Genomic DNA, 26,363 nt, shown 5'->3' on the forward strand with positions numbered 1-26,363 from the left:
CCTAAAATGTTTTCCAGATCGTGCTGCCGGGTGCAATCCATGCTGAAAGGAGCGTGCGATGGCCAACGCCGCCAAGATTCAAGTGTCGGGCTCGCATGACGGCAACGCCGCGACGGCCCATGTCGATACGTTTGCGCGGCAGCATCTGCCGCCACGCGAGCTCTGGCCCGAGTTCATCTTTACGCGGCCGGAGCTGCGCTATCCGCCGCGACTGAACTGCGTCAGCTATTTCCTCGATCGCTGGGTCGAGCAGGGCCATGGCGAGGCCCCCTGCGTCATCAGTCCCGCCGTCAGCTACACCTATCGCGAGCTGCAAGCGCTGGTGAATCGAATCGCCAACGTCCTGGTCGGCAAGCTCGGCCTCGTCCCCGGAGGCCGCGTGCTGCTGCGCTCGGCCAACAACCCGATGATGGTTGCGACCTATCTCGCGGTGATCAAGGCCGGCGGCATTGTGGTGGCGACGATGCCGCTGCTCCGTGCCAAGGAGCTGTCCTATCCGATCCAGAAGGCGGCTATCACGCTGGCGCTGTGCGACGGCAAACTCTCCGAGGAGATGGAGAAGGCGAAGGCCGCAGCGCCCGGTCTCAAGCATGTCGTCTACTGGGGCAATGGCGCTGCCGCCTCGCTCGAGGCGCTGATCGCGGATGCGAGCCCGGAGTTCAGCGCCGTCGATACCGCCGCCGATGACATCTGCCTGATCGCCTTCACGTCGGGCACGACAGGCGATCCCAAGGGCACCATGCATTTTCACCGCGATATGCTCGCGGTCTGCGACGGCTATGCCCGCAACATCCTGCGAGCCGAGCAGAAGGATCGCTTCGTCGGCTCGGCGCCGCTCGCGTTCACCTTCGGCTTTGGCGGCGTGCTGTTTCCGATGCATATCGGCGCCTCCTTCGTCGTGCTGGAGAAGACGACGCCCGACGACATGCTCGCGGCGATCGAGCAATACAAGACCACGGTTTGCTTCACGGCGCCGACCGCGTACCGCGCCATGATCGGCAAGCTGCCGGGCCGCGACATCTCCTCGCTTCGCAAATGTGTTTCCGCGGGCGAGACGCTGCCCAAGCCGACCTTCGACGCCTGGCTCAAGGCGACCGGTATCAAGCTGATGGACGGCATCGGCTCGACCGAATTGCTGCATATCTTCATCAGCGCGACCGAGGACGAGATCCGCCCCGGTGCAACGGGCAAGCCGGTGCCGGGCTACGAGGCCAAGATCGTCGACGACGACGGCCGTGACGTGCCGCCGGGCACGATGGGAAAGCTTGCGGTGCGCGGGCCGACCGGCTGCCGCTATCTCGCCGACGAGCGGCAGCGCAAATACGTCCAGAACGGCTGGAACATCACCGGCGACACCTATCTGATGGATAGTGACGGCTATTTCTGGTACCAGTCGCGCTCCGACGACATGATCGTGTCGGCCGGGTACAATATTGCGGGCACGGATGTCGAGGCGGCGCTGCTCACGCATCCGGCGGTTTCCGAATGCGGCGTGGTCGGCGCCCCCGACGAGGCGCGCGGCATGATCGTAAAGGCCTATGTCATCGCGGCGCCCGACGTGACGCCGGACGCTCAGCTCGTGGCCGCGTTGCAGGAGCATGTCAAGCGCGAGATCGCGCCGTACAAATATCCGCGCGCCATCGAGTTCGTGACGCAACTGCCCAAGACCGAGACCGGAAAATTGAAGCGCTTTGCCTTGCGGCAAATGGCGCAGGCCGCGGCGACGTCCTCAGGCGTCGCGGCGGAATGAGACAAGGATGGAGAATTGTCCGTGACGACGCCGAAAGGCCCGCAGCTCGCGGTGCTGTCGACAGCAGCCGACGATGACGCCCGTTCGCGGGTGCAGGTGCTCCAGCCGTCGGGGTGGCCGATGCCGAAGGGCTATGCCAACGGCATGGCCGCTGAGGGGCTCATCGTCGTCACTGGCGGGGTGATCGGCTGGGATGCCGAAGAGCGTCTCGCCGACGGCTTTGTCGCGCAGGTGCGTCAGACCTTGAGCAACATCGCCGCGATCCTGACCGAGGCCGGCGCGAGGCCCGAGCACCTCGTGCGGTTGACGTGGTACGTCGTCGACATGGACGAGTACCTGTCCAACCTGAGGGAGCTCGGCAAGATCTACCGTGCCATCTTCGGCGCACATTATCCGGCCATGGCGCTGGTGCAGGTGGTGCGCCTCGTCGAGAAGGCGGCGCGCGTCGAGATCGAGGCCACCGCCGTCATTCCACGCTGAACCGCGTCTGGTTCAGCTCGCCTTGTCAGCTTGCCTTGTCAGCTCGCCTTGGCGAGATCGTCGTCCTCGGGCGAGTTCAGATAGATGCCCGACATGGTGTCGACCCAGCACAGATGGTCGTGCACCTTCTTCACGCCGTCGACGTTCTCCGCTGCGACCATCGCGGCCTGCCGCGTGCGCTCTTCGGTGATGACGCCGCTGAGGTGAACGATGCCGTCGCGGACGATGACGTTCAGCCCGAATGGGCACCAATCGTTCTTCTCCATGGTGTCGATGATGCGGTTGCGAATGTGGTCGTCATCCGCCGTCGGATCACGCACTTCACGGGCGAGCCCCGCCACCGCCTGCAGCAGATTGGCGCGGGATACGATCCCGACGACCTTGTCGCCGCGCACCACCGGCAGCCGCTTCACGTTGTTCCGCTCCATGAGGTCGACGATTTCGGCGAGCGCCGTGTCCTCCGTGATGGTTACGGGCGAGTCGGTCATCACCTCCGCGACCTTGCGGCCATGCTCGTGGACGAAATCACTGGCCGACTTGCCCGGCCCCAGGATGAACCGCAGCCAGCGTCCGCGCTTGCGCCCGGTGCCGATTTCGCTGCGGCGGATGAAATCCCCTTCCGAGACGACGCCGACCAGCTTGCCGGTATCGTCGACCACGGTGAGACCGCTGACGTGCCGCTTCAGCATGATATTTGCCGCCTCGACGATGCTTGTGTCGGGGGTAACCGAGATGACCGACCGGGTCATGATCTGGTGGGCGCGCATGGACAACTCCGCTTGTCGAATTTCGATGCGTGAAAACTAGCTCGGGTGTCAGGGTGCGGTTTGACTCAGGTCAATCGGACGAAGCCTGTCCGTCCTGATTAAGCAATCGTGATCCGCGCTCCGGATTTGATGCAGCTCAACGCCTCTGCGAAGCCTCGCCATATCCTGCCGCCGACGTATAACAGCAGCCCTCGGGAACATTGAGCCATGAGCGTCGTGCAGATATTTCCACGAGCCGAAGAACCGGCGGTGCAGGCCCTTCCTGTCAATCCCGCCGCCGCTCCCGAAGCCCCGACGGTAGGCTCCGAGAAGCTTGCGGGGACGCCGGCTGCCGCGGACCCCTTGCCTGTATCGGAGCCCTATCCCCTCGATCGCGCGTTTCACGCGATGCTGGCGCGGTTCACCGGCGGCATTTCGCCGCTGGCTCTGTCGCTCGCCTGGCTCGACTGGAGTTCGCATCTCGCTGCGGCGCCGCAGCGCCAGATGGAGATTTCCCGCAACATCCTGCGCGACACCGGTCGGCTGGCGGAAGCCGCCGCGCACGCGGCGTCACTGGGCCAAAAGCCGTGGTCCGTGATCCAGCCACAGGGGCGGGATCGCCGCTTTAGTGGACCGCAATGGGAGACCGCGCCGTTCAATCTGCTGGCGCAGGCATTCCTGCTCGGAGAGCGCTGGTGGCACGATGCCACGACCGGTGTGCGCGGCGTGTCGCACGCAAATGAAGCCATCGTCGAGTTCTCGATGCGCCAGATGCTCGACATGCTGGCGCCGTCGAATTTCGCGGCGACCAATCCGAAGGTGCTGGAAAAGGCGTTCCAGAGTGGCGGGGAGAACTTCGTCTTCGGCTGGCAAAACTGGTGCAGCGACCTGATGCGCCTGCTCTCCGCCTCAAATTTGGCGGGCAGCGAGCAGTTTGTGGTCGGCAAATCGGTGGCGGCTTCACCCGGCAAGGTCGTCTACCGTAACGAGCTGATCGAGCTGATTCAGTACCAGCCGACCACGGCGCAGGTGCGACCAGAGCCGATCCTGATCGTGCCGGCCTGGATCATGAAGTACTACATCCTCGATCTCTCGCCGCAGAACTCGCTGGTCAAATATCTGACCGGTCAGGGTTTCACTGTGTTCGCGATCTCCTGGCGCAACCCGGATGCGACAGATCGGGATCTCGCCTTCGACGACTATCGCAAGCTGGGGGTCATGGCGGCGCTCGACATGCTCGGCCGCATCATGCCGGGTCGGAAGACCCATGCGCTCGGCTATTGTCTGGGCGGGACATTGCTGTCGATCGCTGCCGCTGCGATGGAGCGCGACGGTGATAACCGCTTCGGCACCGTCACTCTCCTTGCGGCCCAGACCGACTTCACCGAGGCCGGAGAGCTGACGCTCTTCATCAACGAGAGCCAGGTCGCCTTTCTCGAAGACATGATGTGGCAGCGCGGCTATCTCGACACGACGCAGATGGCCGGCGCCTTCCAGCTGCTGCGCTCCAACGAACTGATCTGGTCGCGTCTGTCACATGACTATCTGATGGGCGAGGGCGCGCCGCTGAACGATCTGATGGCGTGGAACGCGGACGCAACGCGGCTGCCTTATCGCATGCATTCGGAATATCTGCGAAAGCTGTTCCTCAACAACGACCTCGCCGGGGGGCGCTATCACGTCGGCGGCAGGAGCGTTTCGCTGTCCGATATTCACGCCCCGATGTTCGTGGTCGGCACGCTGGCCGATCACGTCGCGCCGTGGCGATCCGTCTACAAGATCCATTATCAGGTCGATGCCGACGTGACGTTCCTGTTGACCAGTGGCGGCCACAATGCAGGCGTCGTCGCGCCTCCCGACGAGCCCGGCCACAGCTATCAAGTGCTGAGCAAGGCCGAGGACGCGCCCTATGTCGGTGCGGACGAGTGGCTGAAGCTGGCTCCGCGCGTTGAAGGGTCGTGGTGGCCGGAATGGGCCAAATGGCTGGCGGCGCGCTCCGGTGCGCCCTGCGATCCGCCGCCGATCGGACTTGGAGACGCTCCCGGCCTGCCCGATGCGCCGGGGGATTACGTCCACACCTAAACCTCCGGCTCGGAACTCGGTCCGAGATCCGAGCAGCGGAAGGGCTTGGTCCTGTCCAGCTTGCGGTAGGCCGTTGACGCCGTCCGCAACAGCTTCTTTTCCCGCTTGCGGTTGCGGAAGCGATTACTGGCATCGAGGCCGGCGCCGTTCAACGAGGCCGCCAGCGCTCGTCCCCGTGCATCGTCGTTCAATCGTCCGAGCGACCGTTGCGCCTTGCGCAATTTCTTGAGGATCGATTTCTGTTTCGTCAGCGATTCCTCGGCGAACAGGTCCTGGAGCGACTCGATCGAATAGGTCAGCCGCTTATTGAGAATCCGCAGCTTGTGTCGTTTTTCGACGTCGAGCTTGCGGAGTTTTCGCGCCTTCTTGAGCAGCGTCGTCTCCCACTCGGTCAGCCGCTCCGTGGCGTGATCGGCGAGCGTGCAGCGGCGCAATCGAATGGCTTCCTTGCTGCGCCGGGTCGACCAGGGGCCGCTCTCGATCCAGATCGAGGTCTGCTCGACAAGGCGGCGATACCGCGCCGATTGCAGCGCACGCGCCAGCAGGCGGTGGCTCTCGGCGCGCTTTTCGTCCCAATGCTGAAGCTCGGCGACCACCGCAAGATCGTCGCCACTCTCGGCGACGATCCGCTCGATCGCCACGTCGAGGTCCCGCACCATGCCGAGCTGGCCATTCAGCCATTTCAGTTCGGCCCAGACATTCGGGCGCAGGGCGTCGTCGACCATCGGCGAGAAGAAGCGGATGGCAGTTCGCAGATGGGTCAACGCGATCCGGATCTGATGCAGCGCGTCGGGATCGCCGCGGCAGGTGCCGTCATGCTGGGCGAGCACGGCATCGAGGTGACGGCGCGCGATGATGCGGAACGCCGTATCGCAGGCCATGCCGGGGCTGAGGCGGCCGGGCAGGGCATTGCGCCTCGCCGCCGGACTGGCGCGAGCGGCCGTCGAGGTCGTGGTGGGTCGCGCCATTCTTGTCCGCGCCAATCAGATTGCCTTATTTGCTTTTAGCGATTGCGTCCCGGCAGTTCTGGAGCGTCTGCTCCTGTGTCCCGGATGCATCGATGGTCGCCCAGCCGACGTGACCGATATTATAGCGCTCTTGCTGCGCAGCAACCTCCTGCGTGGCGTCGGATGCGTCTCCCCGGCGGCTTCCGATCCGCATCTGCCGGGTCGCGAGGTCCGCAACCAGGAACAGGCCGCTCAGCGGCACATTGCGCTCTCGCGCCAATGCGGCGATCGCGTCCCGTTCGTCCTCGCGGGCGAATACGCCGTCGATGATCGCCGAATGGCCCTGCGCCAGCACCCGCCGGGCGTGCTGAGCCAGCGTGTCGTAGACGCGGGCCGCGTGCTCTGGCGTGTAGGCGGACGGCGGCAGGCGGTGCATGTCCTCGACCCCGAACATCTGCTTGCGAATGAGGTCGCTGCGCAGCACGACGGCTCCGGGGGGCGGTGCGACGACGGGCGCGAGCGCGTGCGCCAAGACCGTCTTGCCGGTGCCTGACAGGCCGCCGACCGCAATCAGGCGCGGAGCGGCAGGATGGATCAGCGTCCTGGCGAGGTCGAAATAACGCTGTGCCTGGTCAAGGATGCCGGGGTCATCGGAATGCGGCGGCTTCAGCCGTGCCAGGGCCACCTGGGCGCGGATCGCCGCCCGGATGGACATGAACAGCGGCAGCGCCGAGAGCGCGTCGAGATTGTCGGCCGGCGTTGCGGCGAGATAGCGGTTCAGGACGATGTTGGCCGCATCTCGCTGATCGTGGTGCAACAGGTCCATCAGCGTGAATGCGAGATCGTAGAGCACGTCGACCGTTGCGATCTGCGCATCGAACTCGATGGCATCGAACAGCACCGGCCGGTCATCGATCAGGACGATGTTTGCAAGGTGCAGATCGCCATGGCAGCGGCGCACGAAGCCCATCCGGCCGCGCTCCGCGAGCAGCGGACGGACGCGGAGGAATGCCTCGTGAGCGGCTTTGCCGAGCTTTTCGATGTCTTCCGCGATGAAATGGCCGCCGGCCCGCAGGCCGTGACTGTTGCCGTCGATCAGGGCGGGGACGGAGGCGACCCACGCTTCGCCGCCCGCGCGTGTCGCCGCGCCGTGGGAAGCCACGATCGCGTCGGCGGCAGCCGAGGCGAGGGCCGCATCCAGCGGGCCGGCCTTTGCCAGATGATCGAGCGTCCGGTTTTCGTCGAAGCGCGCCATGTCCACCGCATACTCGATCGGCCGGCCGGGACCGTCGACCTGCACCGATCCATCCGGCTCTTCCGTGATCGCCGCGACGCGATGATAGATCTGCGGCGCCAGCGGCCGGTTGATCCTGATTTCCTCCTCGCACGCCGCCTTGCGCTTCTCCAGCGTCGAATAGTCGAGGAAGGGAAACCGCACGGCACGCTTGATCTTCAACGCGCGCTTGCCGTCGAGGAACACCGAGGCGCCGTGCGTGTCGATCCGCGTCACGCCGGGATGGCCGGCCAGCGTCCGGAAGATCCGCTCCTGGGCCGCCGTTTCATCTTTCATGGGAACGGGCATCCGAAAGCACCATCAGGGCGTCAGCACGGCCGCGCCGAGAATCCGGCCATCCCGCAGCATGTTCAGAACCTCGTTGGCCTGATCAAGCGGAAATGCCGTCGTTTCGGTGCGCACGCCAGCTTGCGGAGCGATCTTGAGAAAATCGAGGCCATCCTGCCGGGTCAGATTGGCGACCGACAGCAGTTGCCGTTCCTGCCAGAGCAGATCGTACGGAAAGCTTGGAATGTCGGTCATGTGGATGCCGGCGCATACGACGCGGCCGCCCTTGCGGACGGCGCGCAGTGCGGCCGGGACAAGCTCGCCGGCTGGCGCGTAGATGATGGCCGCGTCGAGCGGCTCGCCGGGCGCCTCGTCTGAGGCCCCCGCCCAGACAGCGCCGAGGCGGCGTGCAAGGTCTTGTGCAGCAACATCGCCGCGTCGCGTGAATGCGTAGACGGACCGTCCCTGCCAAACCGCGACTTGCGCAATGATGTGGCCGGCCGCGCCAAAACCATAGAGGCCGAGCCGGTCGGCCGGGCCGGCCAGCACCAGCGAGCGCCAGCCGATCAATCCTGCACACAGCAGAGGAGCAATCCCCACGTCGTCGCCCACCTCACCGAGGGGAAAGGCGTAGCGTGCATCGGCGATGGTGTGGGTCGCGTAGCCGCCGTCGCGCGTGTAGCCGGTGAACAGCGGTGCGTCACACAGGTTTTCCATGCCCTCACGGCAGAATCGGCAGTGTCCGCAGGTGAAACCGAGCCAGGGAATGCCGACGCGATCACCGGGCGCATGCGTGGTGACATTCGGGCCCACGAGATCGACCCGACCGACGATCTCGTGGCCGGGCACGATCGGATAGCGAATATCGGGCAGCTCGGCATCGACGAGATGAAGATCGGTCCGGCATACCCCGCAGGCGCTGATCTTCACCCGGAGTTGACCCTCGCCGGGTGTCGGGTCAGGCCGCTCCTCCATCTGGAGCCGCGTTCGCGGGGCCGGCAACACCATCGCACGCATCAGTCTCTCCGGGGCGAACCGCTCCGACTGAATTATCCATAGAATAGCTGGACGACCAGTCCTTGACGTCGGTCAACGCCTGTTTCCAGCCCGAACGGACCGAGTTCCCTTGGCTTGACTTGGCTTGACGAGGATCAAGCGTCTCGACCAAGGCCGGCCTATTGTGGCGACCAAGGAGAATCCCGATGCCCATCAAGGATGTCTTTCTGCCGCTTGTCGGCCAGCCGCGCGGATCGGCCCTGGTTGCGATCGAGAAATGCGTCGCCGTCGCCGCCGACCTCGGCGCCAGGATCACGGCGCTCGCGCTCGAGGAAGACGTTTTCGAGCGGCCGAAGGTGATGCTGCCCCATGATCGCGATTCCGCGGAGGCTGGCAGTTCGCGTGAGGCGAACGAGACGCAGCAGCTCCTCGATGCCTTCACCAACGCGGCGTCCCGCGCCAACATTCGCGCCCAGAGCCGAACGGGCAAGGTGCCGGCGGACCAGATCGCGGCGATCCTGGCCGAGCATGCCCGTTTCAGCGATCTCACGCTGTTTCCCGTGACGCCGCACGACAGCCGAACGGAGCACATCATCGAAACCCTCCTGTTCGAATCCGGGCGACCGCTGCTGCTCTGCCCGGAGCAGCATGCGGCGCAGTTGCGGCCGGAATTCGAGAGCGTCATGATCGCCTGGGATCATTCTGCCCGCGCGGCGCGTGCGGTCGGCGACGCATTGCCGATTCTTCAGGCTGCGACCTCGGTCCGCGTGGTGACGGTCGCAGAGGACAAGGCTGACGCGGTCGCGCAATCCGGTGCGGCTCTCGTCGACCATCTGAGAGAACACGGGGTCTATGCCTCCTTCGAAACGGTGACCGGCAACGGCAGCTCGATCGGCAAGGTACTGGGAAGTTGGGCGAATTCCCATGGCATGGATGCGATCGTGATGGGCGCCTACCATCATTCACGCCTGAACGAGATCGTGTGGGGCGGTGTGACAAAGACCGTCATTGGCCAGCCACCATGCTGGGTTATGATCTCGCACTAGGCTCGCCATTTTCCCGGCCTGATCGTCAACCATCGGAACCGCCGTTGACCCGGCGCATTTGCTTTCATGTCAACCTATCGTCTCAACAATCTGCTGGCGCCGCGTTCAGTTGCGCTCGTCGGCGCGAGCGCCCGTCCGGTCTCAGTCGGACGCGCCGTTCTGGAGAACATTCACAAGGCCGAATTCAAGGGGCAGTTCGGCCTCGTCAATCCACGCCATGCCGAAATCGGCGGTGTTGCGGCGGTGAAGAGCCTGGACGGCTTGGACTTCGTGCCCGAACTCGTGATCATCACCGCGCCGGCGCGCGAGATTCCCGGTATCATCGACCAGGCCGGGCGTCGCGGATCGGCGGGCGCGCTGATCGTCTCGGCCGGGCTCGGCCACGGACCGGGATCTCTGTACGAGGCTGCAATCGCGGCGGCCCGCAAATACGGCATGCGGCTGATCGGACCGAATTGTCTCGGCATCATGATGCCCGGGGTCAGCCTGAATGCCAGCTTTGCCGCGCATATGCCGGGGGCGGGCAGCCTCGCGCTGATCTCGCAATCGGGCGCGATCGCTGCCGGCATGGTCGACTGGGCTGCACAGCGCGGCGTCGGCTTCTCCGGCATCGTCTCGATCGGCGATCAGATCGACGTCGATATCGCCGATCTGCTCGACTATTTCGCGATGGATCACAAGACGCGCGCGATCCTGCTCTACATCGAATCCATCAAGGACGCGCGCAAGTTCATGTCGGCAGCGCGTGCTGCTGCGCGCGTGAAGCCCGTCGTCGTGGTGAAATCCGGCCGTATGGCGCAGGGCGCAAAGGCGGCTGCCACGCATACCGGTGCGCTCGCCGGCGCGGACGCGGTCTATGACGCGGCGTTCCGCCGCGCGGGTGTCCTGCGGGTCTCCGACCTGCGCGAGCTGTTCGATTGCGCCGAGACACTCGGCCGCGTCGAATCGCCGACGGGAAAGCGTCTCGCCATCCTGACCAACGGTGGTGGCATCGGCGTCCTTGCCATCGACCGGCTGGTCGAACTCGGCGGCATTCCGGCGACCATCTCGGCGGAGGCGCGCAAGAAGCTCGATGCGGCCCTGCCGCCGACCTGGTCCGGTGCAAACCCCGTTGACATCGTGGGCGATGCTGACGCCTCGCGCTACGCAGCGGCGCTGGAGGTGCTGCTCGCAGACACCGACAACGACGCAGTTCTCGTCCTCAATGTGCAAACCGCGATCGCCTCGGCAGCCGAGATCGCCACGACCGTGACAGAGCTCGTCGGCAAATATCGCGCGCAGCACCGCAGCTGGGCGAAGCCGATATTGGCAGCCTGGGTCGGAGCCGATCAGCACATCATTCAAACACTCTCCAGTGCCGGTGTGCCGAACTATCCGACCGAGGACGATGCCGTCCGCGGCTTCATGTATCTGGTCCGGCACCGCGAGGTGGTGGAGGAGCTCAGCCAGGTTCCCCCCGCGATGCCCGATACGTTCGTGCCGGATGCCCGAGGGGCGAGGCAGATCGTCACCGCCGCGATCGCCGATGGCCGTGAGTGGCTCGAGCCGGTCGAGATCAAGCACCTGCTCGAAGCCTACGACATCGCGATGGTGCCGACCTATGCGGCGACCGATGTCGAGCAGGCGGTGGCCTATGCGAAGGAAATCTTCGCGCAGGGTGGCACCGTGGTGCTGAAGATCATGTCGCGCGACATCATCCACAAATCCGATGTCGGCGGCGTCGTGCTCAATCTGACGACGCCGGAGGCCGTGCGAGCGGCCACCTCCGACATTCTCGCCCGGGCGAGAAAGCTCCGGCCCGAGGCCCGCATCGGCGGCGTCATCGTCCAGGCGATGGTCGTCAAGGCGAAGGCGCGCGAGCTGATCCTGGGCCTCGCCGACGATCCCACGTTCGGCACCGTCGTCGTGTTCGGCCGCGGTGGCACGGCGGTGGAGATCATCAACGACAAGGCGCTGGCGCTGCCGCCGCTGGACTTGCAGCTCGCTCGCGATCTGATCGACCGCACCCGCGTGTCGCGGCTTCTAAAGGCCTATCGTGATGTGCCCGCGGTCAAGCAAGACGCCGTAGCCATGGTGCTGGTCAAGCTGGCGCAGATGGCGGCCGACATTCCCGAAATCCGCGAATTCGACATCAATCCGCTGTTGGCGGACGAAACCGGCGTGACTGCGGTCGATGCCCGCGTCGCGGTCGGGCCGCCGCAGCGGAAGTTTGTCGGCTCGGGCCCGGCCAATTTCGCCGTTCGCGCCTATCCGTCGCAATGGGAGCGCCGCCTCAAGCTCAAGGACGACTGGCGCATCTTCGTGCGGCCCATGCGCCCCGAGGACGAGCCGACCATCCACGAATTCCTGCGTCACGTCACCCCGCACGATCTTCGCCTGCGCTTCTTCGCGCCGATGAAGGAGTTTACCCACGAGTTCATCGCGCGCCTGACCCAGCTCGACTATGCGCGCGCGATGGCCTTCATCGCCTTCGACGAGGCCACCGGCGAAATGGTCGGCGTGGTTCGGCTCCATTCGGATTCGATCTACGAGAGCGGCGAATACGCGATCCTGCTCCGGTCCGATCTCAAGGGCAGGGGGCTCGGCTGGGCCCTCATGCAGCTCATCATCAACTACGCCAAGTCGGAAGGGCTGAAAGTCATATCGGGCGACGTGCTCAAGGAGAACACCGTGATGCTCGAAATGTGCCGGCACCTGGGCTTCGAGGTCAAGCCCGATCCGGCCGAGCCCGATATCTGCGACGTCAAATTGAAGCTGTGAGCGCGCCCTTGCTTCAGGAGCGCGCTTCAGCCGAATTCGCTGCGCCGGACGATTTGGCGGTCGTCCGCAGATTCCTGATGATGATCGCGATCAACGGCACCAGCACCGGCACGATCGTGCTGAGCGGATGATGCACCGCGCCCGACACCTGGGCCTGGAGCGCGCGCGCTTCGAGCTGAAGGGCTTCGATGGAGGTGTCGTGAATTTCGTTGGCAAGCTCGATATCGCGGCCCGACGGAGCGCGGCCGGCGATCGCGAACAGAGCGGCTGCGATGGCGAAATTGCCGGCGCCGAGGATGGCGGCCGCGGCAATCGCGCTCCATATCTGCACCAGCGCGAAATAGGCCGACAGCTCCAGCATCAGAAGCCCGAACGCCGCGATCAGCGCCGCAAAGGCACGCAAGCCGAGGCCGACCAGCAGATGGCGCAGCCTGATGTCCGCGATGATCCTGTCGGCGCGCCACAACGCGCGCAGATGTTTGACCACATTCTCGGTATTCACCTAGTGTCTCCTCAGCATGAAGCCGACAACGACGCCGAGCGCGAAGGCGGAGGCGAGCGATGTGATCGGACGGTCCGCAATGAGACCCTGAAGCTGCGCCTGCTCTTCGTCCACGGTCTCGCCGAGCTCGGTCAGCGCCGCCCTGATCTGATCGGCGAGTGCCTCGGCGCGGTCCTTCGAGCTCTCGAACATCTCCTCCCCGGCGGTGCTCAGCAAGCGCGTGACGTCAACCTTCAGCGCCCGCAATTCTTCGCTCATCCTGTCACTGTCGAACATGGACTTGATATCCCCATTGAATGGACACAAGCCTAGGACCCGCGCGTGCGATCGCGCTTGATTTGCGTCAATCGGCAGCGCAGTTCAGCTCTTGAGACAGGTCAAGCCGGCCGCCATATGCTGGCCTAGAAATACCGTCTGAATGGGGACCGATTGTCCCGATGAGGTGGAAGCGTGAACCACGAACCGCTGTTGCTCGCGACGCCGTCCGGCGACGTGCTGAACTTGCGCCCCGAAGGGCCCTGGACCGCCGCGAATGTGGTCACGCTCGAGACATTGTCCCGGTCGGTCGGTGCCGACGTCGATCGCTCGCGCGTCGTCACCCTGGACATGTCGGGCGTCAGTGCGCTCGACACGCTCGGTGCCTGGGTCCTGGAAAAACTGTCGCGCAGGGCCGCAACATCGGGCAGATCGGCCGAATTCGTCGGCGTCGCCGATCATTTCAGCGGGCTGCTGGATGAGGTGCGCCAGGTCAACCGCCACACGCCGGCCCCGACGGCTGCGCCCAATCCGGTGCTGGCGAGGCTGGGCGATCTCGGCAAGTCCACGGCCGACGCGCGGGAAGACATCACGATCTTCCTCCAGATGCTCGGCGCATTGTTCATGGCCGTGATCGGCGTGCTGCGCCGGCCGGGTTCGCTGCGGCTGACGTCCCTGGTGTATCAGCTCTACCGCATCGGGTGGCAGGCGATCCCCATCGTGGCGCTGATCACCTTCCTGATCGGCGCCATCATCGCGCAGCAGGGCTTCTTCCATTTCCGCAGGTTCGGCGCGGAATCCTACACCGTCGACATGGTCGGCATCCTGGTGCTGCGTGAGCTCGGCGTGCTGATCGTCGCCATCATGGTCGCGGGACGATCGGGAAGCGCCTACACCGCCGAGCTCGGCTCGATGAAGATGCGCGAGGAGATCGACGCGCTCTCGACCATGGGGCTCGATCCCGTCGACGTCCTGATTCTGCCGCGCGTCGCGGCCCTGGTCATTGCGCTGCCGATCCTGACCTTCATCGGATCGGTCGCCGCGCTCTATGGCGGCGGTCTCGTCGCGCAGTTCTATGGCGACATGGGGCCGGCGATCTACATCGCGCGGCTGCATGAGGCCATCTCCGTCACCCATTTCGAGGTGGGCATCCTGAAGGCGCCGTTCATGGCGCTGGTGATCGGAATCGTGGCCTGCAGCGAGGGCTTGCGCGTCAAGGGCAGCGCGGAGTCGCTCGGGCGGCAGACCACGACGTCGGTGGTGAAGTCGATCTTCCTGGTGATCGTCCTCGACGGCCTGTTTGCGATCTTCTTTGCCTCGATCGGAATGTGACGATGGACGTATCGCAGGACGAGTTCGCGATCCGCGTCCGTGACCTCGTGGTCGGATTCGGCCGCCAGACCGTGCTCGACCATCTGTCGCTCGACGTTCGCCGCGGCGAGATTCTCGGGCTGGTGGGGGCGTCCGGCGGCGGCAAGTCGGTGCTGATGCGCACCATCATCGGCCTCATCCCGCGCCAGGGCGGCACCATCGAGGTCATGGGACAGCCCACCGGCGGCCACGGTCGCGGCGCAGCCACGACCTGGGGCATCCTGTTCCAGCAAGGCGCGCTGTTCTCCTCGCTGACGGTCCGCCAGAATGTCCAGTTTCCCTTACGCGAAAATCTCGTCCTGTCGCAGGAGCTGATGGACGAGATCGCGATCGCCAAGCTCGAGATGGTCGGCTTGCGCGCCCAGGACGCCGACAAATATCCGGCGGAGCTGTCCGGCGGCATGACCAAGCGCGTGGCGCTGGCGCGCGCGCTCGCGCTCGATCCGCCGATCCTGTTCCTGGACGAGCCGACCTCCGGCCTCGATCCGATCGCCGCCGGCGATTTCGACGCGCTGATCACGACGCTGCAAAAGACGCTGGGGCTGACCGTGTTCATGGTGACCCACGACCTTGCGAGCCTGACCACGGTCTGCGACCGCGTCGCTGCGCTGGCCGACGGCAAGATCGTGGCGATCGGCCCGATGCGCGAATTGCTGCAATCCGAGCATCCCTGGGTGCGCGCCTATTTCCACGGCAAGCGCTCGCAGATGCTGCAACACGAGATGAGATGAGACATGGAAACCCGCGCTCCCTACGTGCTGATCGGCAGTTTCGTGCTGGCCGCGATCCTCGCGGTGTTCGGCTTCGTCTATTGGCTGAACAACACCGGCGGCATCGGGCCGCGCACGAACTACCACGTGCAATTCCAGGGGCCGGTCCCAGGCCTGCTGGTTGGCGCCGGCGTGCTGTTCAACGGCATCCGTGTCGGTGAGGTGACCCAGCTCGGGCTCGCGCCTGATAATCCGCGTTTCGTCAATGCGACGATCTCGGTTGCGGCCGCCACGCCGGTGCGTTCCGACACCAGGGTCGGTCTCGAATTCCAGGGCCTGACCGGCGTGCCGGTGGTGACGTTGGAAGGCGGCGCGATCGTCGCCAAAGCCGGCGAGCCCGTGACCTTGATCGCCGATGCCGGCGCCGGCCAGAGCATGACGCAGGCGGCGCGCGATGCGCTGCGGCGTGTCGACACGGTGCTTCAGGACAATTCCGGCCCGCTGAAGGACACCATTGCGAATTTCAAGACGTTCTCCGACGGCCTCGCGCGCAACACCGGCAAGCTCGACGGCATTATTGCGGGCCTGGAGAAGATGACCGGCGGCGGCGCTCCAGCGCAGAAGGTTACCTACGACCTTCACACGCCGCAGAACCTCGGGCTGGCCAGCAAGACGCTCTCGGCGTCACTGGCCATTCCCGAGCCGAGTGCGGTCGCAATGCTGCAGACCCAGCGCATGCTGTTCGCGCCCGTCGGGGACAGACCGGGCTTTGCGGATTTCCTCTGGGCCGACAGCATTCCGAAACTGGTGCAGGCGCGCCTGATCGATAGCTTCGAGAATTACGACATCGCCCACGCCCCGCTGCGCACGAGCGACCTCGGTCAGGCGGATTACCAGCTCCTGATCGACATCCGGCGCTTTCGGATCGCCACGGAGGGCGAGACACGGGTGGAGATCGAACTGTCGGCGCGGATCGTCGACAAGACCGGCAAGGTGGTGGCATCGCGCCTGGTCGAGACCAGCGAAAAGCTCGACAAGGTCGAGCCGGCCGCGGCCGTCGCTGCCTTCGATACGGCCTTTGCCCGCATCGCCAAGGAGCTGATCGGGTGGACCGTGCAGGCGGTGTGACGCCGTCTATTCCAGCGTCTTCAGGTAGGACAGAAGGTCGTGGATCTGGTCCGGACTGAGCTCGAAGGCCGGCATGTCGGCATGACCGGTGTAGATCCCTTCGGCCAGCGCCTCACCAAGGGTCTCGATCGGATAACGCTGGTGCAGCGTGCGCAGCGGAGGCGCGATCTTGAGCGGGCTTTGGGAGGCGCGGTCGATCGCGTGACAGCGTGCGCAATTGGCCCGTGCGAAGGTCTTGCCGCGTTGTTCGGCGGTCGGGGCCGCCAGGGCAGGTGTGAGCAGAAGCAGCCCAATCAGGCCGTGACGCAGGGCGGCTTGCAGCATGGAAAGGGATCCCGTCGAACTCTGGAAGCAGAATATGACGGGATGCCACTCAAATTTGATCTCTGTCAATTGGCTTTGGCGCAGTGCAGTAAAATGCACCGGCGCGGTGGACTCGGCCCGGTGTCGGGAGCAGCCGGCGCGGGGAGCGGTGGATGAAGCCTTCCGTGGTCACGATTGAGCCGAACGGGCATTTTTGCAGCGATTGCGCCGTACGCGGAGCGGCGGTTTGTTCGTCGCTGGATGCCGCCGAACTCAGGGAATTCGAGCATCTCGGACGCCGCGTTCATTTTGATTCCGGCGAGACCGTGTTCTCCGAGGAGGACATGACGACCTCGTTCTACAACGTCCTCGAAGGCGTCATGCGGCTGTACAAGCTGTTGCCCGACGGCCGGCGGCAGATCGTCGGCTTTGCCTTGCCCGGCGATTTCCTGGGGATGAACATATCCGGCCGGCACAATTTTTCGGCCGATGCGATCGGCGCAGTAACCGTGTGCCAGTTCGCCAAGGCGCCCTTCGGCCGGTTCATCGAAGACCGGCCGCAGCTGCTCAAGCGGATCAACGAGCTGGCCATCCGGGAATTGAGCCAGGCGCGCGACCATATGGTCCTGCTCGGCCGCCGCTCGGCGGACGAGAAGGTTGCGACTTTTCTGCTCGGCTGGCGTGAACGGCAGGTCGCGCTCAAGGGGCTGTCCGACACGGTTCCGCTGCCGATGAGCCGTCAGGACATCGCCGACTATCTCGGCCTGACCATCGAAACCGTCAGTCGCACCTTCACCAAGCTGGAGCGTCACGGCGTGATCGAGATCATTCACGGCGGCATCAGCCTGCTCGATCCTGCCCGAGCCGAGGCGCTGGCCGCAGCCTGATCGTCCGTCCGCAACGCCCCCGACGTTTTTGATCGAGATCAATGACGCCGGACGGATGCAGCAAAATAATGCCCCAAACAATCCGGGAGGTGCATGATGCCCGCTGATGCGTTGCTGGTGACCATCGTCGTCGTCGCGATCTTCGTCGCATTCGCCGCAGCCCTGGCTTGGGCAGACCGGCAAACCAGTGCAGGTCGGCTCGATCCGGATTCCAAGCGCTGAAGCTCCTGAGCTCTTAATCCGCTCAGACGCGCCAACAGCCGGCGCTCGCCCGGCTTGGCCGTCGCCAGCGCCTTAACGCAAGCGGGCTTGCGCTGCCTGCAACTCTGCATCGATCAAAACGCATCGGCGCATCCTTCGGATGCGGACTTCCGGCTCGACCGCGGCATTTTCGCGGCATTTGCCACAAATCTCGCGCGTGCTTTCCGGTTGAAAAGCCTGATAACGTTGACTACGCAGGAACCCCAGTGCCTCGCAGTCTTAGGAGCCCCGCGGCGTGCCTCAGGACAAGACCGGCGACCCCCGACAGTCGGCGGGCAACAAACTATCGGTCCTGCGCAAGCACCCGATCTTCGCGGATCTGGAGCCGGAAGCGCTCGATCAGCTTTGCCGCTACGCCAAGCACACCACCGTGAAGCGCGGCGCGACGATTGCTGCCAAGGGCGATCCCGGCAACAATCTGTTCGCGGTGATCACGGGGACAGTGAAGATTTCTTCCTCGTCGCCCGATGGACGGAACGCCATTCTCAATCTGATCGGTCCCGGCGAGATCTTCGGCGAGATCGCGGTGCTCGACGGCGCTCCGAGGTCGGCCGATGCGACCGCCAACACCAATTGCGAGCTCTACATCATCGATCGCCGGGACTTCCTCCCGTTCGTGAAGAGCCAGCCGGCGCTGGCGATGAAATTCATCGAGCTGCTCTGCGCCCGTCTGCGCTGGACCAGCCAGCAGGTCGAGCAGGTGATCCTGCAAAATCTGCCGGGGCGGCTGGCGAGCGCGCTGCTCGGTCTCACCGAGGAGCGCAAGTTCGACTCCGGCAGCGGCACGCTCGCCATCACGCAGCAGGAGATCAGCGAGATGGTGGGGATGACGCGCGAGAGCATCAACAAGCAATTGCGCGCCTGGGCCGGCCGCAACTGGGTTCGCCTCGAGCACGGTGCCATCGTCGTGCTCGATACGGATGCGCTGCGCGAACTCGCCGAGAGCGGCCTCGACGGCGAGTGAGCGCGTACGCTTAGCCATCGATGATGGCGACCGCGCGGGTCCAGCCCGCGGAGGCGCGTTCGATCTTCACCGGAAAGCACGAGACCGTGAAGCCGGTCGAAGGCAGCTGGTCGAGATTGTGCAGCTTCTCCAGATGGCAGTAGCCGATGTGTCGTCCCGCCTTGTGGCCTTCCCAGATCAGGCCGGCATCTTTTGTCTCGGCATATTTCTTTGCGGTGTAGAGGAACGGCGCGTCCCAGCTCCAGCCGTCGGTGCCGGTCAGCCGCACGCCGCGTTCGAGCAGATACATGGTGGCTTCATAGCCCATGCCGCAGCCGGAATTGACGTAGTCGGCTTGACCGAATTTTGCGCCGGCACTGGTGTTGACGACCACGATCTCCAGCGGCGACAGCGTGTGCCCGATGCGCTTCAGCTCCTTCTCGACGTCATCGGCGCTCGCCACGTAGCCGTCGGGCAGATGCCGGAAGTCGAGCTTCACGCCGGGCTGAAAGCACCATTCCAGCGGCACCTCGTCGATCGTCCATGACCGCTCGCCGCGGTTCATGGTCGGATGGAAGTGCCAGGGCGCATCGAGATGCGTGCCGTTATGGGTCGACAGCGAGACCTGCTCGACCGCCCAGCCCTGTCCATCAGGCAAATCCTGCGCCTTGAGGCCGTCGAAAAACTGCAGCATGCGGGGCAGGCCCTGCTGGTGATCGATGTACTGGATGGTCGGATGGTTGCCCGGCGGATCGGCCGTCACGTCGTTTCTGAGCGGCACCGAGATATCGATCAGCTTCCGCGGCATGGACATTCCTTCGAGATGGCCCGCTGTTCCGGACATCTTGAGGGGCCTCTCTTGGTCGCGTCAAGTCACGTGCCGGCGACGCAAGCCGTCCCGCCGGCTTCCACAACGACGCGAATTGCGCCAGATTGATCGATGCAACTGCTGCATCGATCAATGCCGGATTTGGCTTGGACATGGAATGCCGCGCGCCCTAGGGACGACATTGGCGCTTGACTTCACACCTGAAGGGGAGCGACCCAAGGCGGCCTGCAGCCTGCCGACAACGACATAATCAACCCAGGAGGAAGCCCAGATGAAGACACTCACCGGTATCATCGCAGCCGTTGCATTGGTGCTCTCAGCGCCGCTGGCGACCGCACGCGACTTCCGCTCCGCCGACATCCATCCGGCAGATTATCCGACCGTCGAGGCCGTCAAGTTCATGGGCAAGCAGCTCGCGACGGCGAGCGGCGGCAAGCTCGGCGTGAAGGTGTTTCCCAACGGAGCCCTGGGCTCCGAGAAGGATACCATCGAGCAACTCAAGATCGGCGCGCTCGACATGATGCGGATCAACGCGTCGCCGCTCAACAACTTCGTGCCGGAAACCATCGCATTGTGCCTGCCGTTCGTCTTCCGCGACACCCAGCACATGCGCACCGTCCTCGACGGGCCGATCGGCGATGAGATCCTGGCGGCGATGGAGCCCGCGGGACTGGTCGGCCTTGCCTATTACGACAGCGGCGCCCGGTCCATCTACACCGTGAAGGCGCCGGTCAAGTCGCTCGCGGACCTCAAGGGTCTGAAGATTCGCGTCCAGCAGTCCGATTTGTGGGTCGGCATGATCCAGAGCCTCGGCGCCAACCCGACGCCGATGCCGTATGGCGAGGTCTATACCGCGCTCAAGACCGGCCTGGTGGATGCCGCCGAAAACAACTGGCCCTCTTACGAGTCGTCGCGCCATTTCGAGGCCGCCAAGTTCTACAACATCACCGAGCACTCCCTGGCGCCCGAAGTTCTGGTGATGTCCAAGAAGGTCTGGGACACGCTGAGCAAGGAGGATCAGGCCATGATCCGCAAGGCGGCCAAGGAATCGGTGCCCGTCATGCGCAAGCTCTGGGATGAGCGTGAGCAGGCGTCCCGCAAGACGGTCGAGGCCGCCGGCGTTCAGGTCGTGACGATCGCCAACAAGGCGGAATTCGTCGACGCGATGAAGCCGGTGTACCAGAAGTTTGCGGGTGACGAGAAGCTGCAGGGCCTCGTCAAGCGTATCCAGGACACGAAGTAAGACCACAGCGTCGGGTCCGGCGTCGCCGCGAAGGCGACACCGGACCCTCGCAAGGAGACGCGGGAATGACAGACCCACACGTCGCAGACCACGAGCAGGGGGCGGTCGCCGCACGCCCGGCGAACGGCTTGCTGTCGCGGATCAACGCCCCCGTTGCTCGCGCAGGCATGTATCTCTCCGTGACCGGATTGCTCGTCATCGTCACCGTCGTGTTCTACCAGGTGTTCGGGCGTTACGTGCTCAATTCGAGCCCGACCTGGACGGAGAACCTCGCGCTGGTCCTCATCCTGTATGTCACGTTGATCGGCGCCGCCGTCGGCGTGCGCGATGCCGGACACATCGGCATGGACAGCCTGCTGGTGATGCTTCCGGATCACGCGCGAGAGAAGATCGAGCTCGTCATCCACGTCCTGGTGGCCGCGTTTGGCGTCGCGATGGCCTATAACGGCTGGATTCTCGGCGCATCCGTGGGGACCGTGAAGATTCCCAATCTCGGCCTCCCTGAGGTCATCCGCTACGTCCCGCTGATCGCCTCCGGCGTCCTGATCGTCTCCTTTTCAATCGAGCACATCATTGCTCTCTTGCGCGGCGAAGAGGTCGTCCCCTCATGGAACTGATCATCCTCGGCGCCACGTTTTTCGGCTTCCTGATCCTCGGCGTCCCCGTCGCCTTCGCGATCGGTCTCTCGGCGATCTGCACCATCCTCTACGAGGGTCTGCCGGTCGCCGTCATCTTCCAGCAGATGATGTCGGGGATGAACATCTTCTCGTTCCTTGCGATTCCCTTCTTCGTCTTCAGCGGTGAGCTGATGCTGCATGGCGGCGTCGCCGACAAGATCGTGCAGCTTGCCAAGAATCTCGTCGGTCACATCCGCGGCGGGCTCGGCATGTCCAACGTGGTCGCCTGCACGCTGTTCGGCGGCGTCTCCGGATCGCCCGTGGCCGACGTGTCGGCGATGGGCGCGGTGATGATCCCGATGATGAAAAAGGAGGGGTTCGACACCGACTACGCCGTCAATGTCACCACCCATGCGTCGCTGGTGGGAGCCTTGATGCCGACCAGTCACAACATGATCATCTATGCGCTCGCCGCCGGCGGCAAGGTCTCGATCGGCGCGCTGATCGCCGCCGGCCTCCTGCCGGCGCTGGTGCTGATGGTGTGCATGCTGGTCGCCGCTTACGCGGTCGCCGTGAAGCGCGGCTATCCGGCCGGCAAGTTCCCGGGTTGGCCCGAGGTTTTTCGCTCGTTCGCAGCCGCTCTGCCCGGCCTTCTGATCGTCGGCATCATCCTGGCGGGCATCCTGTCCGGCGTGTTCACCGCGACCGAATCCGCTGCCGTCGCGGTCACCTACACGATCCTGCTGACCTTCTTCATCTACCGCACCATGACCTTGCCGAACTTCCTGCGCGCCGCCGCCAAGGCCGTGAAGACGACGGGCGTGGTGCTGCTGCTGATCGGCGTATCCACCATGTTCCAGTACCTGATGGGGCTGTACGAGGTGGCCGACTTCGCCGGCGACCTGATGAGCAAGGTCTCCACCCAGCCCTGGGTCATCTTCCTGCTCATCAACGTCATCCTGTTCGTGCTCGGCACCTTCATGGACATGGCCGCGACCATCCTGATCTGCACCCCGATCTTCCTGCCGATTGCGATGAAGGCGGGCATGGATCCGGTGCAGTTCGGCATGCTGATGCTGATCAACTGCGCCCTCGGTTTGAACACCCCGCCGGTCGGAACGACTCAGTTCGTGGGTTGCGCCATTGGCGGCATCTCGGTCGGCGCGGTGATGCGCACCATCATGCCGTTCTACGCCGCGCTGATCGCAGCACTGATGTTCGTGACCTACGTGCCTGCATTCTCGCTGTGGCTGCCCCGCCTGCTGATGGGTTACAAGGGCTAGCAGCTACAGGAGAAGCTATCAGTGACTGACTATCGCAAGCTCTTTGATCTCACCGGCAAGACGGCCGTGGTGCTCGGCGCCGCATCGGGCATCGGCAAATCGTCGGCCGAGGCGCTGGCTGGGCTCGGGGCCCGCGTCGTCTGCGCCGATCGCGCGCTTGACGCAGCTGAGGCGACCGCCGCCGGGATTCGCGACAAGGGCGGCTGGGCGGAAGCAGCCAGCTGTGATGCCGCGAGCGCGGCGGACGTCAACGCGCTGGCCGAAACCGTGATGCAGAAATTTCCCCGGCTCGACATCGCGGTGACGACGCCCGGGCTCAACATCCGCAAGACCATCCTCGACTACACCGAGGAGGATCTCGACCGTGTCCTCAACCTCAACGTCAAGGGTACGGTGTGGTTCTTCCAGGCGTTCGGCCGCATCATGGTCGCGCAAAAGGGCGGCAGCATCATCGCCTGCTCGTCTGTGCGCGCGGTGACCATCGAGCCGGGCCTTGGCGTCTACGGCTCGACCAAGGCGGCGATCGGCCTGCTGGTGAAGGGCTTTGCCTCCGAGGTCGGCCATGCCGGCGTGCGCGTCAACGCGATCGCGCCGAGCATCGCCGAAACCGCGCTGACCGGCCCGTTCAAGCAGCGGCCCGACATCTATAATCTCTACGCCGGCCATACCGTGTTCAACCGCTGGAGCAGCGCCGATGAGGTCGCGACCGCGGTGGCCTATCTCGCTTCGGATGCCGCCAGCTATGTCAGCGGCAGCACGCTGTTCGTCGATGGCGGCTGGACCGCCGTCGACGGCCCGCCGACCGGTCTCACTCAGCTGCACAAATAGGGCGTCATCGGCTCTAGCCGGTAAAGCCAGCGCGCTGGCGCAGGTCCTTCCGATCTGCGCCGGTCAGCAACGCGATCAGCGCCGCCGCCTCTGTCGGATGCGCTGCCTGCATTGTCACGCCGGCCGTATACATCGTCACGAGTTCGCAGCCGGGCGGCAGCGCCCCCGACAATGCAATACCGTCTGTCGCGATGATCTCGGTCGCCTGCGTGCATCCGATCGGCTTTGCCGCGCCGGATGCCGCGAGCTCCCGCATTGCGGTTGCACCGTTCGGAAAGATCTTGAGGCGCGAGGCCACCTCATAGGCGATGCCGAGCTGATCCAGCACTTTTGCGAAATGCTGGCCCGCGGTCGAGGCCTTGGTGTCGGGGACGTAAATTGCATCGGCGCCGCGCAGCACGTCGCGCAGATCGGCCTCCGTCTTCACCATCACCCTGGGATCGCGGCTGCGGACCGCCAGCGCGGTCTCGACCCGGCCGACATCCGTAATCGAGGAGGGGACGATGAGCTTCTCCTCGGCAAGCCTCGCAAGCAGCACCTGCGTCAGGATCACGAGATCGGCCAGTGTTCCCGCGCGCAGCTTGTCCGCCATGATGCCGACCGCGCCGAATTCGCCGTCGATACCGAGGCCGGTTTGCGCTTTGAAAGCGTCGGTGACGCCGCGCACCAGGCCTTGTGCCGCGCCTCCGCTCAAAACGTTCACTGTCGTCAAGGCGCACGCTCCATCGCTGCAATGATCTTGTCGCGTGTGATCGGCAGGTCTCGCACACGCACGCCGAGGCAATCATACACCGCATTGGCGATCGCCGCCGTCACCGGGCCGTGCGCGGCTTCGCCGGCGCCGACCGGCTCGATCTCCGGCCGCTGGATGATCTCGACGTCCACGGCCGGCACCTCGCTGAAGGTCAGGATCGGATAGTCCGTCCAGGAGGTCGAGGTGATGCCGGTGCGGTCGAAGCGGACGCGCTCCTTCAGCACCCAGCTCGTCGCCTGGATCGCGCCGCCCTCGATCTGGTTGATGACGCCGTCCGGATTGATGGCCTCGCCAACGTCGACCGCGAGCGTCAGCCGCTTGACGCGGACGTCGTCGGCGCCCTCGATCTCCGCGATGGCGGCGCAGTAGGCGCCCATGTTCTTGTAGCGGGCAAAGCCGACGCCGTGACCGATTCCGGGCTGCTTCTGCGGCTTCCATCCGGCACGTCGCGCCGCAGCGCTGATGACATCGCGCGCCCGTTCGTCGCGCAGATGCCGCAAGCGGAATGCGATCGGATCTTCGCCGCGCAGGGCGGCGATCTCGTCGAGCAGGGATTCGATGGCGAACACGTTGCCTTGTCCGCCCAGCGTCCGCAGCGCTGAGGTGCGCACCGGCATGGTCAGCAGCCGGTGGCTCGTGATCGTCCAGGCCGGGAAGTCATAGAGCGGAACGGAGTTGCGATCGGCGCCGCCGCCATTGGCGACCGGCGGGTTGGTCGAGATCATGCGCGGATAGGGATTTGCGATCTCGGTTGCGGCAAGCAGCGCCGGCTGCGCCGCGCGTCCCGGCCTTGCTGCATGGCCGTTACTCCAGATCGCGTGGCGCCAGCCGGCGATCTCGTTGCCTGCGTCGAGATCGGCCTCGATCTCGATGGCCATCGCCGCGCCAAAGGGGGCATGGGACATCTCGTCGTGGCGCGACCACTGCACCCGCACCGGACGGCCGTTGGCAGCTCGTGCCAGCAGCACTGCATCAAGCGCGACGTCATCCGCCGCATTGTGCCCGTAGCAGCCGGCGCCCTCGATGTGCTCGACGACGATGTTCTCGGCCGGCAGCTTCAGCACGATCGCGAGATCGGCGCGGAGCAGGTAGACGCCCTGGCTGTGCGTCCAGACATGGACACGATCGCCGTCCCATCGCGCCATGGCGCAGGATGGTGCGATCGAGGCATGCGCGATGTAAGGGCGGGTATATTGCCGCCGGAGCGTCTGGACGGGTTTGCGCGCCGGTTCCGCCATCCTGGTGTCGATGATGGCGGTCTCGACCGGCTGGCTCTTCAAAAAGCCCGCCACATCGTCCTCGTCCGGCAGCGGGTCGCCGGCCGACCATGTCGCGCCCTTGCGCAAGGCTTTCAGCGCGGCTTCCGCCGCCGCCTCGTTGTCGGCGACGACGCCGGTAAAGCCGCCGTCGCGGACGATCGCAACGATGCCGGGGACCGCGCGCGCAGCCTCCTCATTGAGTGTGACCAATCTGGCGCCCGAGACATCCGGCCGCAGCACGCGTCCGTGCAGCAGTCCCGGCAGCGCAAGGTCGTGGATGAAGCGCGGCCGTGCGAACACCTTGTCGGGAATGTCGACGCGCTGGACCGAATGTCCGGCGATGGTGCGCTTGGCGGCACTTTTCGCTGTCGGGGCTGCGGTGGCGTCGTGGTCGAGCGAGAGCTCGTCCATCAACTCCCAATAGCTGGTCCTGACATTGCCGGGACCGGAGATGGTGCCGTCATCGACATCGAGCAGCGATGCATCGACGCCGAGACGTTCCGATGCCGCGCGAAGGAAGCGCTGGCGCACCTCGGCACAGACCTGGCGCAGCGCGCGGCCGGATTGCTGGATCGAGAGGCTGCCCGAGGTGACGCCCTCGTTCGGGCTCATCGCCGTCGAGGTGCGGATCATGTCAACGCGGCCGATCTCGACGTCGAGCTCGTCCGCCGCGATCTGCGCCAGCGCCGTAACGATGCCCTGGCCGATCTCGACCTTGCCGGGCGAGATCGCCACACGGCCGTCATCGGTGAACCGCACCCAGGACGACAGCTTGGGATTGGCAACAAGGCTCACCGGCAGCTTCGGGGCAGGGGATGGCAT

General features: G+C 64.9%; 25 protein-coding genes. 15 read left to right on the top strand and 10 right to left on the bottom strand.

Annotated elements, in window-relative coordinates; translation table 11 throughout:
* The first annotated feature begins 58 nt into the window (after window positions 1–58).
* Together AABA84_RS11360 and AABA84_RS11365 are read left to right on the top strand one after the other, a co-directional pair.
* Window positions 59–1,750: a benzoate-CoA ligase family protein gene (locus AABA84_RS11360; RefSeq protein ID WP_338312079.1), complete on the top strand. Its 1,692-nt coding sequence runs from the start codon at window positions 59–61 to the stop codon at window positions 1,748–1,750.
* Window positions 1,751–1,771: 21 nt separating this feature from the next.
* The gene (locus tag AABA84_RS11365) at window positions 1,772–2,230 is read left to right on the top strand and encodes a RidA family protein (RefSeq protein WP_338306674.1); all 459 of its coding nucleotides are present in this window, start codon (window positions 1,772–1,774) and stop codon (window positions 2,228–2,230) included.
* A gap of 38 nt (window positions 2,231–2,268) precedes the next feature.
* Here the strand turns inward: AABA84_RS11365 and AABA84_RS11370 are convergent, their stop codons facing one another.
* Window positions 2,269–2,997, bottom strand: coding sequence for a CBS domain-containing protein (locus AABA84_RS11370; RefSeq protein ID WP_338306673.1), 729 nt, complete (start codon window positions 2,995–2,997; stop codon window positions 2,269–2,271).
* 207 nt (window positions 2,998–3,204) lie between these two features.
* On the opposite strand from AABA84_RS11370, the gene AABA84_RS11375 reads away from it, so the two are divergent.
* Window positions 3,205–5,058, top strand: a complete 1,854-nt coding sequence (locus tag AABA84_RS11375; protein WP_338312080.1) for a PHA/PHB synthase family protein — start codon at window positions 3,205–3,207, stop codon at window positions 5,056–5,058.
* On the opposite strand, the gene AABA84_RS11380 is transcribed toward AABA84_RS11375, so the two are convergent.
* The 3 genes from AABA84_RS11380 to AABA84_RS11390 are packed head-to-tail and all read right to left on the bottom strand — an operon-like array spanning window position 5,055 to window position 8,583.
* On the bottom strand, window positions 5,055–6,026 hold the full coding sequence (locus AABA84_RS11380; protein WP_338312081.1) for a CHAD domain-containing protein: 972 nt from the start codon (window positions 6,024–6,026) through the stop codon (window positions 5,055–5,057). The two genes, AABA84_RS11375 and AABA84_RS11380, sit on opposite strands and share 4 nt — an antisense overlap.
* Window positions 6,027–6,051: 25 nt before the next feature.
* Entirely contained in the window at window positions 6,052–7,575 is a 1,524-nt protein-coding gene (locus AABA84_RS11385; RefSeq protein ID WP_338312082.1) for a bifunctional aminoglycoside phosphotransferase/ATP-binding protein, read from the bottom strand.
* 24 nt (window positions 7,576–7,599) lie between these two features.
* The gene (locus AABA84_RS11390) at window positions 7,600–8,583 is read right to left on the bottom strand and encodes a zinc-dependent alcohol dehydrogenase family protein (protein WP_338312083.1); all 984 of its coding nucleotides are present in this window, start codon (window positions 8,581–8,583) and stop codon (window positions 7,600–7,602) included.
* 185 nt (window positions 8,584–8,768) lie between these two features.
* Here AABA84_RS11390 and AABA84_RS11395 point away from each other — a divergent pair, with 185 nt between their 5' ends.
* The gene (locus tag AABA84_RS11395) at window positions 8,769–9,608 is read left to right on the top strand and encodes a universal stress protein (RefSeq protein WP_338306668.1); all 840 of its coding nucleotides are present in this window, start codon (window positions 8,769–8,771) and stop codon (window positions 9,606–9,608) included.
* Between the two features lie 66 nt (window positions 9,609–9,674).
* Complete coding sequence (locus AABA84_RS11400) at window positions 9,675–12,368, top strand: bifunctional acetate--CoA ligase family protein/GNAT family N-acetyltransferase (protein WP_338312084.1); 2,694 nt, start codon at window positions 9,675–9,677, stop codon at window positions 12,366–12,368.
* A 13-nt stretch (window positions 12,369–12,381) separates the two neighbouring features.
* On the opposite strand, the gene AABA84_RS11405 is transcribed toward AABA84_RS11400, so the two are convergent.
* Together AABA84_RS11405 and AABA84_RS11410 are read right to left on the bottom strand one after the other, a co-directional pair.
* A complete protein-coding gene (locus AABA84_RS11405) occupies window positions 12,382–12,870 on the bottom strand; it encodes a phage holin family protein (RefSeq protein WP_338312085.1) in 489 nt (162 codons plus the stop codon).
* Window positions 12,871–13,146, bottom strand: coding sequence for a hypothetical protein (locus AABA84_RS11410; RefSeq protein WP_028142571.1), 276 nt, complete (start codon window positions 13,144–13,146; stop codon window positions 12,871–12,873).
* Window positions 13,147–13,320: 174 nt separating this feature from the next.
* Between AABA84_RS11410 and AABA84_RS11415 the strand changes: the two genes are divergently transcribed.
* From AABA84_RS11415 to AABA84_RS11425, 3 genes are read left to right on the top strand one after another with little or no spacing between them, the layout of a single operon-like run.
* A complete protein-coding gene (locus tag AABA84_RS11415; protein WP_212250160.1) occupies window positions 13,321–14,457 on the top strand; it encodes an ABC transporter permease in 1,137 nt (378 codons plus the stop codon).
* Window positions 14,458–14,459: 2 nt separating this feature from the next.
* Window positions 14,460–15,227 (top strand): ABC transporter ATP-binding protein, encoded by a 768-nt coding sequence (locus AABA84_RS11420; RefSeq protein ID WP_271594959.1) that lies wholly within the window; start codon window positions 14,460–14,462, stop codon window positions 15,225–15,227.
* A gap of 3 nt (window positions 15,228–15,230) precedes the next feature.
* Window positions 15,231–16,334, top strand: a complete 1,104-nt coding sequence (locus tag AABA84_RS11425) for an ABC-type transport auxiliary lipoprotein family protein (protein ID WP_212250151.1) — start codon at window positions 15,231–15,233, stop codon at window positions 16,332–16,334.
* A 6-nt stretch (window positions 16,335–16,340) separates the two neighbouring features.
* Here AABA84_RS11425 and AABA84_RS11430 read toward each other — a convergent pair whose 3' ends face one another.
* Complete coding sequence (locus AABA84_RS11430) at window positions 16,341–16,658, bottom strand: c-type cytochrome (RefSeq protein WP_212250149.1); 318 nt, start codon at window positions 16,656–16,658, stop codon at window positions 16,341–16,343.
* Window positions 16,659–16,810: 152 nt separating this feature from the next.
* On the opposite strand from AABA84_RS11430, the gene AABA84_RS11435 reads away from it, so the two are divergent.
* From AABA84_RS11435 to AABA84_RS11445, 3 genes are all read left to right on the top strand, one after another.
* Window positions 16,811–17,524: a helix-turn-helix domain-containing protein gene (locus tag AABA84_RS11435; protein ID WP_212250141.1), complete on the top strand. Its 714-nt coding sequence runs from the start codon at window positions 16,811–16,813 to the stop codon at window positions 17,522–17,524.
* Window positions 17,525–17,617: 93 nt separating this feature from the next.
* Window positions 17,618–17,746, top strand: coding sequence for a hypothetical protein (locus AABA84_RS11440; protein WP_283806129.1), 129 nt, complete (start codon window positions 17,618–17,620; stop codon window positions 17,744–17,746).
* A 274-nt stretch (window positions 17,747–18,020) separates the two neighbouring features.
* Complete coding sequence (locus AABA84_RS11445; protein WP_028142565.1) at window positions 18,021–18,749, top strand: Crp/Fnr family transcriptional regulator; 729 nt, start codon at window positions 18,021–18,023, stop codon at window positions 18,747–18,749.
* Between the two features lie 10 nt (window positions 18,750–18,759).
* Here AABA84_RS11445 and AABA84_RS11450 read toward each other — a convergent pair whose 3' ends face one another.
* Window positions 18,760–19,536 carry a cyclase family protein gene (locus AABA84_RS11450; RefSeq protein ID WP_338312086.1) on the bottom strand — a complete coding sequence of 259 codons (777 nt, stop codon included), beginning with the start codon at window positions 19,534–19,536 and terminating at the stop codon, window positions 18,760–18,762.
* Window positions 19,537–19,828: 292 nt separating this feature from the next.
* Between AABA84_RS11450 and AABA84_RS11455 the strand changes: the two genes are divergently transcribed.
* The 4 genes from AABA84_RS11455 (at window position 19,829) to AABA84_RS11470 (ending at window position 23,528) form a co-directional block, all read left to right on the top strand.
* Complete coding sequence (locus AABA84_RS11455; RefSeq protein ID WP_212250137.1) at window positions 19,829–20,800, top strand: TRAP transporter substrate-binding protein; 972 nt, start codon at window positions 19,829–19,831, stop codon at window positions 20,798–20,800.
* Window positions 20,801–20,865: 65 nt separating this feature from the next.
* The gene (locus AABA84_RS11460; RefSeq protein WP_338312087.1) at window positions 20,866–21,417 is read left to right on the top strand and encodes a TRAP transporter small permease; all 552 of its coding nucleotides are present in this window, start codon (window positions 20,866–20,868) and stop codon (window positions 21,415–21,417) included.
* Window positions 21,408–22,700, top strand: coding sequence for a TRAP transporter large permease (locus tag AABA84_RS11465; protein WP_338306665.1), 1,293 nt, complete (start codon window positions 21,408–21,410; stop codon window positions 22,698–22,700). The genes AABA84_RS11460 and AABA84_RS11465 overlap by 10 nt, the downstream gene beginning before the upstream one ends.
* Before the next feature lie 21 nt (window positions 22,701–22,721).
* Complete coding sequence (locus AABA84_RS11470) at window positions 22,722–23,528, top strand: SDR family NAD(P)-dependent oxidoreductase (RefSeq protein WP_338312088.1); 807 nt, start codon at window positions 22,722–22,724, stop codon at window positions 23,526–23,528.
* A 13-nt stretch (window positions 23,529–23,541) separates the two neighbouring features.
* Here the strand turns inward: AABA84_RS11470 and AABA84_RS11475 are convergent, their stop codons facing one another.
* Both AABA84_RS11475 and AABA84_RS11480 read right to left on the bottom strand, forming a co-directional pair.
* Window positions 23,542–24,240, bottom strand: a complete 699-nt coding sequence (locus AABA84_RS11475) for a molybdate ABC transporter substrate-binding protein (RefSeq protein WP_338306663.1) — start codon at window positions 24,238–24,240, stop codon at window positions 23,542–23,544.
* Window positions 24,237–26,363 (bottom strand): xanthine dehydrogenase family protein molybdopterin-binding subunit, encoded by a 2,127-nt coding sequence (locus AABA84_RS11480; protein WP_338312198.1) that lies wholly within the window; start codon window positions 26,361–26,363, stop codon window positions 24,237–24,239. The genes AABA84_RS11475 and AABA84_RS11480 overlap by 4 nt, the downstream gene beginning before the upstream one ends.

The organism is Bradyrhizobium sp. TM239, assembly GCF_036247985.1.
Lineage (GTDB): Bacteria > Pseudomonadota > Alphaproteobacteria > Rhizobiales > Xanthobacteraceae > Bradyrhizobium > Bradyrhizobium ottawaense.

Bases quoted from the DNA above. Each gene is read 5' to 3' on its own strand.
- AABA84_RS11435 (WP_212250141.1), top strand. From the start codon at position 16,811: ATGAAGCCTTCCGTGGTCACGATTGAGCCGAACGGGCATTTTTGCAGC.
- AABA84_RS11455 (WP_212250137.1), top strand. From the start codon at position 19,829: ATGAAGACACTCACCGGTATCATCGCAGCCGTTGCATTGGTGCTCTCA.
- AABA84_RS11395 (WP_338306668.1), top strand. From the start codon at position 8,769: ATGCCCATCAAGGATGTCTTTCTGCCGCTTGTCGGCCAGCCGCGCGGA.
- AABA84_RS11480 (WP_338312198.1), bottom strand. From the start codon at position 26,363: ATGCCATCCCCTGCCCCGAAGCTGCCGGTGAGCCTTGTTGCCAATCCC.
- AABA84_RS11410 (WP_028142571.1), bottom strand. From the start codon at position 13,146: ATGTTCGACAGTGACAGGATGAGCGAAGAATTGCGGGCGCTGAAGGTT.
- AABA84_RS11460 (WP_338312087.1), top strand. From the start codon at position 20,866: ATGACAGACCCACACGTCGCAGACCACGAGCAGGGGGCGGTCGCCGCA.
- AABA84_RS11400 (WP_338312084.1), top strand. From the start codon at position 9,675: ATGTCAACCTATCGTCTCAACAATCTGCTGGCGCCGCGTTCAGTTGCG.
- AABA84_RS11425 (WP_212250151.1), top strand. From the start codon at position 15,231: ATGGAAACCCGCGCTCCCTACGTGCTGATCGGCAGTTTCGTGCTGGCC.
- AABA84_RS11430 (WP_212250149.1), bottom strand. From the start codon at position 16,658: ATGCTGCAAGCCGCCCTGCGTCACGGCCTGATTGGGCTGCTTCTGCTC.
- AABA84_RS11380 (WP_338312081.1), bottom strand. From the start codon at position 6,026: ATGGCGCGACCCACCACGACCTCGACGGCCGCTCGCGCCAGTCCGGCG.
- AABA84_RS11465 (WP_338306665.1), top strand. From the start codon at position 21,408: ATGGAACTGATCATCCTCGGCGCCACGTTTTTCGGCTTCCTGATCCTC.
- AABA84_RS11390 (WP_338312083.1), bottom strand. From the start codon at position 8,583: ATGCGTGCGATGGTGTTGCCGGCCCCGCGAACGCGGCTCCAGATGGAG.
- AABA84_RS11370 (WP_338306673.1), bottom strand. From the start codon at position 2,997: ATGCGCGCCCACCAGATCATGACCCGGTCGGTCATCTCGGTTACCCCC.
- AABA84_RS11385 (WP_338312082.1), bottom strand. From the start codon at position 7,575: ATGAAAGATGAAACGGCGGCCCAGGAGCGGATCTTCCGGACGCTGGCC.
- AABA84_RS11450 (WP_338312086.1), bottom strand. From the start codon at position 19,536: ATGCCGCGGAAGCTGATCGATATCTCGGTGCCGCTCAGAAACGACGTG.
- AABA84_RS11440 (WP_283806129.1), top strand. From the start codon at position 17,618: ATGATGCCCGCTGATGCGTTGCTGGTGACCATCGTCGTCGTCGCGATC.
- AABA84_RS11420 (WP_271594959.1), top strand. From the start codon at position 14,460: ATGGACGTATCGCAGGACGAGTTCGCGATCCGCGTCCGTGACCTCGTG.
- AABA84_RS11375 (WP_338312080.1), top strand. From the start codon at position 3,205: ATGAGCGTCGTGCAGATATTTCCACGAGCCGAAGAACCGGCGGTGCAG.
- AABA84_RS11360 (WP_338312079.1), top strand. From the start codon at position 59: ATGGCCAACGCCGCCAAGATTCAAGTGTCGGGCTCGCATGACGGCAAC.